This window comes from Streptomyces sp. SID14478 (assembly GCF_010548525.1).
Taxonomy (GTDB): Bacteria; Actinomycetota; Actinomycetes; order Streptomycetales; family Streptomycetaceae; genus Streptomyces.
Genome location: NZ_JAAGMG010000702.1, coordinates 1 through 7,952, shown reverse-complemented (window position 1 = coordinate 7,952; position 7,952 = coordinate 1). Strand labels below are relative to the sequence as shown.

The window sequence follows — 7,952 nt, the reverse complement described above, 5'->3', positions numbered from 1 at the left end:
GGGGTTGCGGGGGGTGCGGCGGGGTCGTGCCGGTCCGTCGCGGGACGCCCCCCGGTGCCCTCCGCGGGCGGCGTCGCCCCGCCGGTCCCGGACTGCGGCTGCCCGCTCTCGTCCACGGTGATCCCTCGGTCCCCTCGTTCGAAGCGTTTCCCGCCGGGCGGGACGTTCTGGCGTCGATGGTATGCGGACGGTGCCCGGTGGCCTCCGTCGACTCCCCCGGGCCACGCTACGCAAGACGCCGTGGACGCGCAGGTGCCTGACTGTCAGTGGCGGGCCGTATCGTCGTGCGGCATGGAGACCAGTACCGAGACGGGCCCCGAGAGCGGTCCTGAGAAGGCGGCCGCCGTGGCGCCGGCCTCGCTCTCGCCGTCGCGCGCGAGCGATTTCATGCAGTGCCCGTTGCTGTACCGGTTCCGGGTGATCGACAAGCTTCCCGAGAAGCCGAGCGAGGCGGCGACGCGGGGCACGCTGGTCCATGCCGTACTGGAGAGACTGTTCGACGCACCGGCCGGGGAGCGCACCGCTCCGCAGGCCAAGTCGCTGATCCCGGGCCAGTGGGACCGGCTGCGGGAGTCGAAGCCGGAGCTGGCCGAGTTGTTCGCCGACGATGCCGAGGGCGAGCGGATGGCGCGCTGGCTCGGCGAGGCGGAGCAGCTGGTGGAGCGCTGGTTCACGCTGGAGGACCCGACGCGTCTGGAGCCCGCCGAGCGGGAGCTGTTCGTCGAGACCCGTCTGGAGTCGGGACTCAAGCTGCGCGGGATCATCGACCGGGTGGACGTGGCGCCCACCGGCGAGGTGCGGATCGTCGACTACAAGACGGGCAAGGCCCCCCGGGCCGAGTACGCCGAGGGCGCCCTGTTCCAGATGAAGTTCTACGCCCTGGTGGTGTGGCGGCTGAAGGGCGTCGTGCCGCGGCGGCTGCAACTGGTCTATCTGGGCAGCGGCGACGTGCTGACCTACGATCCCGTGATCGCCGACCTGGAGCGCGTGGAGCGCAAGCTGCACGCGTTGTGGGACGCGATCCAGCAGGCCACGGAGACGGGCGAGTGGCGTCCGCGGCCGACGAAGTTGTGCGGTTGGTGCGACCATCAGGCCGTTTGCCCGGAATTCGGCGGGACTCCCCCGCCGTACCCGCTTCAGGTCAGGGCGCCCGAGTCCGGCACCGCCTAGCAGGGCAGAATGGGCCCGGACTATCGAAGGAGACTTTCGTGGCCATCCGCGTCCTACTGGTCGACGACCAGCCGCTGCTGCGTACGGGCTTCCGCATGATCCTGGAGGCCGAGCAGGACCTTGCGGTCGTCGGCGAGGCCGGAGACGGCCTCCAGGCGCTCGACCAGGTCCGTGCCCTGCAGCCCGATGTGGTGCTCATGGACATCCGGATGCCGCGGATGGACGGCGTCGAGGCGACCCGGCAGATCACCGGCCCCGGCCGGGACGGTCCGGCGAAGGTGCTGGTCCTGACGACCTTCGATCTGGACGAGTACGTCGTGGAGGCGCTGCGGGCGGGTGCCAGCGGCTTCCTCCTCAAGGACGCCCCGGCCAATGAGCTGGTGCAGGCGATCCGGGTGGTCGCCAATGGGGAGGCGATGCTCGCGCCGAGCATCACGCGCCGGCTGCTCGACAAGTACGCGGACCATCTGCCGTCGGGCGACGAGCCGGTGCCGGACACCTTGCACACGCTGACCGAGCGCGAGGTCGAGGTGCTCAAGCTCGTGGCCCGCGGCCTGTCGAACGCGGAGATCGCCGCCGACCTGTTCGTCAGCGAGACGACTGTGAAGACCCATGTCGGTCACGTGCTGACGAAGCTGGGGCTGCGCGACCGGGTGCAGGCGGCCGTGTACGCGTACGAGAGCGGTCTGGTCCGTCCCGGAGCGCAATAGGTGCACAGCGGTCGCGCGCACGAAGAAGGCGGCGGCCACCTCATCGGTGGCCGCCGCCTTCTTCGTGTGCGCTGTGTCCGGGGGCCGGGTCAGCCCTTGCTGATCTCCCAGAACCGGAACACGGTCGACGCGTCGAGGCAGTTCTCCAGGCCGTAGACGTTGTCGCGGGCGACGGCGTACTGCTTGGCCTGCCACACCGGCAGGATCGGCAGCTGCTGGGCGACGATGTCCTGCAGTTGCTCGTACTGCTTGACGGTGGCGGAGCGGTCGCTCTGGGCACCGGTCTCCGGGATGATCGTCCCGGTGATGGTGTTGTTGCTGTAGTGGTTGCCGAGGACGTTGCCCTCGCCGAAGAACGGCTGCGTGAAGTTGTCGGCGTCCGGGTAGTCGGGCACCCAGCCCTTGACGTAGACGCCGTACTTGCCGGACTTGATGTCCCGCTCGTACTGGGCGAATTCGACGGACTTCACGTCGGCGTCGAACAGGCCGCTCGCGTTGAGCTGCTTGGCTATCGCCTTCAACTCGGCGTCCGTGGCGGGGCCGTAGCGCGACGGCGTGGACCAGAGGGTGAGCTTGACCTTGCCGGTGATCCCGTCGCCGCGCAGCACCGACGCGGCCTTGCTCTTCGAGGGGTGGGCGCCGTACGTGTCGAAGAACGCGGTGTTGTGGCCGCCGATGCCCGCCGGGATGATCGAGTACAGCGACGTCGCGGTGTTGTCGTAGACCTCGTTGATGAGGGCGTCGCGGTCGATGAGGTACGCCATCGCCTTGCGGACGGCGAGCTTGCCGACGACCGGGTCCTTCATGTTGAAGACGAGGTGCTGGACCTCGGCGCTGGTGCCCTCGACGACGTCGAAGTCCTGCGCGTCCTTGCCCGTCGACTCCTCGATGTCCGCGATGTCCTTGGCGGCGAGACCGCGGTAGGCGAGGTCGACGCCGCCGTCGAGCAGGGACTTCTTCAGGCCCGCCTGGTCGCCGTGGAAGAACTTCATGGTGACGCCGGAGTTCTTGACCTTCGCGGTGCCCTTGTAGGAGGAGTTGACCGAGAAGGCGGCGTCGTTCTTGCCGAAGGAGTCCAGCTTGTACGGGCCGGAGCCGACGGCCTTGCCGTCCGTGCGGAGCTTGTCCGCCGGGTACTCGCTGTGGTCGACGATCGAACCGGCGCCCGAGGCGATCTTGCTCGGGAAGGTCGCGTCGGCGTACTTCAGCTTGAAGACGACGGTGTCGGCGTCCGGCGTCTCGACCTTGTCCAGCATCGGGAACATGATCGCCGGGCCGGCGTCGTCGTTGATGTTCATCATGCGGTCGAAGGAGTACTTGACGTCCTTCGACGTGAGCGCGTTGCCGTTGCTGAACTTCAGTCCCGAGCGCAGCGTGCACGAGTACACCTTGGTGGCCGTGTCACTGAAGTGGCACTCCTTGGCGGCCTCCGGCTCCGGCTCGGTGCCTCCGTTGGGGAAGCTGAGCAGGGACTGGAAGACGTTGTTGAACAGCAGCCACGAACCCGGGTCGTAGCCGGACGCGGGGTCGGTGGCCTGGATGTCGTCCGACATCCCCATGACCACCGCGTCACCGGAGCCGCCGGAGCCGCCCTGGTCCGTGCCGCAGCCGCTCAGCAGTGCCGCGGCGAGGCCCACCCCGAGGGACGGGGCGAGCCACTGGTTGCGCATTCTCACGTGCGTGCCTTGTCGTCGGTCGTGCAGAAGGGGCGGGCCGACCCCCCTATGGACCGGCCCCTTGGAGACTCAGCCGCTGACGCCGCGGTTCAGCTCCCACAACTGGAGGATCGAGGAGGAGGACAGCGCCCACTCCACGCCCGTGATGTCGTCACGCGCGGCCACGTACTGCTTGCCCTGCCACAGCGGCAGGACCGGCACGTCATTGGCGACCGTGGACTGGATCTGCTGGAGGCTCTTGGACGCGGTGAGCCGGTCGGCCTCGCGGCGCTCGGCGGGGATCAGCTCATTGCGGATCGTGCTGTTCGCGTACGGCGACGCGAGGAAGTTCTCCTTGTCGAGGAACGGCGCGAGGAAGTTGTCCGCGTCCGGGAAGTCGGGGAACCAGCCGAGGCCGTAGACGTCGTACTCGCCCTTGAGCTGGGCGTCGCGGTAGGTGTCCCAGACGTCGCCCTTGATGTCGACGTCGAAGAGGCCGCTGGCGTTCAGCTGATCGCGCAGGACCTCGAACTCCTTCTTGGTGCCCGAGCCGTAGTGGTCGGTCGTGTAGTGCAGGGTGAGCTTGACCGGCGTGGTGATGTCCGCCCGGCTCAGCGTCTGCGCGGCCTTGGCCTTGTCCGGGTCGCCGTACTTGTTGAAGAACGAGTTCTGGTGGCCGGTGATGCCCGCGGGCACCAGCGAGTACAGCGGCTCCGCGGTCGTGCCGTACACCTTGGCGGCGATCTCACCGCGGTCCACGACCTGCGCCATCGCCTGGCGCACGGCCTTGTTGCGGACGCTGGACGCCGTCGTGTTGAAGCCGAGGTAGCGGATCTCCATGCCCGGCATCTCGACCAGGTTCACGTTCTTCGGCGGGGTCGTCGAGTACTTCGCGATCTGCTCGGGCGACATGGTGCGCGTCATCATGTCGATGTCGCCCTTCTCCAGCGCCTTGCCCATGGCGTCGGCGCCGGCGAAGGAGACCAGCTCCACCTTGTCGTTCTTCGGCTTCAACTGCCCCTTGTAGTTGGGGTTCTTGGTGAAGACCGTCTTGACGACGGTGTCGTCCTTGACCTCGGACGTCATCGTGTACGGGCCGGAGCCGTCCACGTCGAAGCCGTTGCGCAGCTTCTTCTTGGCGTAGTCGTCGGGGTTGACGATGCCGGCGGTGGGCGTGGCCAGCTTGTACGGGAAGGTGGCGTCCGGGGTGTTGAGGTGGAAGATCACCTTGCGGGAGCCCTGCGTCTCGATCGTGTCGATCGTGGAGAGCAGGCCGTAGGAGGCGCTGCTGCTCTTGATGGCACGGACTCGGTCGATCGAGTACTTCACGTCGCCGGCGGTGACCGGGTCGCCGTTGGCGAACTTCAGGTCCTTGCGCAACGTGCAGACGTAGCGCTCGCTGCCGGTGTCGGTGAAGATGCAGCTCTCGGCGGCCTCGGGCTGCGGCTCGCCGCTGCCGCTGCGGGGCATCGCCATCAGCGTCTGCACGGTCTGGCGCAGCACGTTCCAGGAACCGGCGTCGTAGGCGTAGGCCGGGTCGAACGGTGCGGGGACCTTCTTCGACGCGATGAACCGGTCAGTGGTGCCGACCGCGATCGCATCGCCGTCACTGCCACCACTGTCGGACCCGCCGCACGCGGCCAGTACGGGGGCAAGCAGACCGATGACGGCCGGCAGCACCAAGGTCTTGCGGTTCATGCTCGAAATTCTCCAGAGCTGTTGATCCCGTGGGCCGGCGGCGGGGGTGGTGCGCGCGGGGTACAGGAAGGATGCGGCGATGTTCTCGCGACGACATTAATGGGCCCGCCGTCGCGGTTCGCAGGCACTGGAGGGGCTCGCCCATCACGCAGCGGAACCAGGCGTGGACGCACCGAAAACACCTCAGGAGGAAGGTTCGGCGCAGGGGGCGACCAAACGGGACACAAGGTCACGCCCCGGCGCACGCACAGCGCGCGTCAAGCACGACCGGACCCGCCTGTCGACCCCCTGTCGAGTGGGAAACGTCACACGTCCAACTGGGTTGGAGGGCGCGGCAATTCAGCCACCCTCCGCCGGGTCAGGGCGTCATCAGGCCATGCAGGAAAGGCAGGTTGACGTGTTCGAGGGAGGGGACGACGGTGCGCCGGGGGGCCGCTTCGATCGGTGCGACGGACGGTACGGCGACGACGTGGCAGCCCGCGGCCTCGGCGGCGGCGACGCCCGTGGCGGTGTCCTCGATGACGGCGCAGCGCCCGGGTTCGGCGCCGAGGCCGGAGGCGGCGAGCAGGTACGGGTCGGGGTGCGGCTTCGTGCGGGAGACCTCGTCACCCGCGACCGTGAGGTGGAAGTTCTGCGCACCGAGCGAGTGCAGGACGCGGTCGATGATGCGCCGGTGAGAGGCGGAGACGAGCGCGGTCGGCACCTGGTGCGCGGCGAGTTCGGCGAGGAGTCTCGCGGCGCCGGGCATCAGCGGCAGTGTCCGGCTGATGCGCTGTTCGAAGCCGTCGTTGAGCAGCACCGTCAGCTCGTCGACGGTGATGTCGGCTCCGGTGGCCTCGATGAGGAAGCCCGCGCTGCGGGTCATGGGGCCGCCCACGACGACCTGTCGCCAGGTGTCGTCGAGGGTGTACCCGAGCGCGGCGAAGACGGCCACCTCGGCGTCCCACCAGAATCCCTCGGTGTCGACGAGGGTTCCGTCCATGTCGAGGAGCACGGCCTGCAGCGTGGAGCCTTCGGCCGTTCGGGTACCGAGGGCGGGGACCGTACTGGTCATCCGGGCACACCTCCATGAGGGACGAGAAGGCCGGCCCCCTTGCGGGGACCGGCCTGCGCTGGACCGACCAGTGTACGACTACGCCTGATTAACGCGCGTTGAAGTACTTCGCCTCGGGGTGATGGATCACGATCGCGTCGGTGGACTGCTCGGGGTGGAGCTGGAACTCCTCGCTGAGCTGGACCCCGATCCGCTCGGGTTCGAGCAGCTCGGCGATCTTGGCGCGGTCCTCCAGGTTCGGGCAGGCGCCGTAGCCGAGGGAGAAGCGGGCGCCCCGGTACTGCAGGGCGAACATGTCCTCCATCGCCGCCGGGTCCTCCCCCGCGAAGCCCAGCTCGCTGCGTACGCGGGCGTGCCAGTACTCGGCGAGCGCCTCGGCCAACTGGACGGACAGGCCGTGCAGTTCGAGGTAGTCGCGGTAGGAGTCGGCGGCGAACAGTTCGGCCGTGGCCTCACCGATCTTCGAGCCGACGGTGACGACCTGCAGGCCCACGACGTCGACCTCGCCGGACTCCTCCGGCCGGAAGAAGTCGGCCAGGCACAGGCGCCGCCCACGGCGCTGGCGCGGGAAGCTGAACCGGGTCCGCTCGTTGCCGGCGTCGTCGAGGATGATCAGGTCGTCGCCCTTGGACACGCACGGGAAGTAGCCGTGCACGACGGCTGCCTCCAGCAGGTTCTTGGTGTGCAGCTCGTCCAGCCAGCCGCGCAGCCGCGGCCGTCCCTCGGTCTCCACCAGCTGCTCGTACGTGGGTCCGTCCCCGGTACGCGCCTGCTTCAGGCCCCACTGGCCCTTGAACAGGGCGCCCTCGTCGAGCCAGGACGCGTACTCCTTGAGCTGGATGCCCTTGATGACGCGGGTGCCCCAGAACGGCGGGGTGGGGATCGGGTTGTCGACGGCGACGTCGGAGCGCGCGGGCCCGTCGGCGGGCTGCTCCTCGACCTGGACGTTGCTCGCCTTGACCCGGCGTTGTTTGAGTTCGGGCAGACGCGCGCCGGGCACGCCGCGCTTGACCGCGATGAGGGCGTCCATCAGACGCAGCCCCTCGAACGCGTCCCGGGCGTAGCGGACTTCGCCCTCGTAGATCTCGTGCAGGTCCTGTTCGACATAGGCACGGGTCAGGGCGGCGCCGCCGAGGATGACCGGGAAGTCGGCGGCCAGCTTGCGCTGGTTGAGCTCCTGAAGGTTCTCCTTCATGATCACCGTCGACTTGACCAGGAGGCCGGACATGCCGATCACGTCGGCCTTGTGCTCCTCCGCCGCCTCCAGGATCGCCGAGACCGGCTGCTTGATCCCCAGATTGACCACGTGGTAGCCGTTGTTCGACAAGATGATGTCGACGAGGTTCTTGCCGATGTCATGGACGTCGCCGCGCACCGTGGCCAGCACGATCGTGCCCTTGCCCTCGGTATCCGACTTCTCCATGTGCGGCTCCAGATAGGCCACCGCGTTCTTCATCACCTCGGCCGACTGCAGCACGAACGGCAACTGCATCTGCCCCGAGCCGAACAGCTCACCGACGACCTTCATGCCCTCCAGCAGCGTGTCATTGACGATCTCCAGAGCGGGACGGGCCGTCAGCGCCTCATCCAGATCGGCCTCCAGACCGTTCTTCTCGCCGTCGATGATCCGCGCCTTCAGCCGCTCCTCCAGCGGCAGCGCCGCCA

Annotated in this window: 6 protein-coding genes; 2 read left to right on the top strand and 4 right to left on the bottom strand. The window is 68.3% G+C overall.

All coding sequences use genetic code 11. The features are described 5' to 3' along the window. The first annotated feature begins 291 nt into the window (after positions 1–291). Together G3I40_RS23405 and G3I40_RS23400 are read left to right on the top strand one after the other, a co-directional pair. Positions 292–1,170, top strand: coding sequence for a RecB family exonuclease (locus tag G3I40_RS23405; protein WP_164304090.1), 879 nt, complete (start codon positions 292–294; stop codon positions 1,168–1,170). A gap of 38 nt (positions 1,171–1,208) precedes the next feature. Further along, positions 1,209–1,880 carry a response regulator transcription factor gene (locus G3I40_RS23400; RefSeq protein ID WP_164304089.1) on the top strand — a complete coding sequence of 224 codons (672 nt, stop codon included), beginning with the start codon at positions 1,209–1,211 and terminating at the stop codon, positions 1,878–1,880. 89 nt (positions 1,881–1,969) lie between these two features. Here the strand turns inward: G3I40_RS23400 and G3I40_RS23395 are convergent, their stop codons facing one another. The 4 genes from G3I40_RS23395 to G3I40_RS23380 form a co-directional block, all read right to left on the bottom strand. Continuing rightward, positions 1,970–3,550 carry an ABC transporter substrate-binding protein gene (locus tag G3I40_RS23395; RefSeq protein WP_203644656.1) on the bottom strand — a complete coding sequence of 527 codons (1,581 nt, stop codon included), beginning with the start codon at positions 3,548–3,550 and terminating at the stop codon, positions 1,970–1,972. A gap of 75 nt (positions 3,551–3,625) precedes the next feature. Beyond that, complete coding sequence (locus tag G3I40_RS23390) at positions 3,626–5,233, bottom strand: ABC transporter substrate-binding protein (protein WP_164304087.1); 1,608 nt, start codon at positions 5,231–5,233, stop codon at positions 3,626–3,628. 358 nt (positions 5,234–5,591) lie between these two features. Beyond that, complete coding sequence (locus G3I40_RS23385; protein WP_164304086.1) at positions 5,592–6,287, bottom strand: HAD family phosphatase; 696 nt, start codon at positions 6,285–6,287, stop codon at positions 5,592–5,594. A gap of 88 nt (positions 6,288–6,375) precedes the next feature. Continuing rightward, positions 6,376–7,952: vitamin B12 dependent-methionine synthase activation domain-containing protein (locus tag G3I40_RS23380; protein ID WP_203644655.1), on the bottom strand; the 1,577-nt coding region annotated here is incomplete at its 5' end.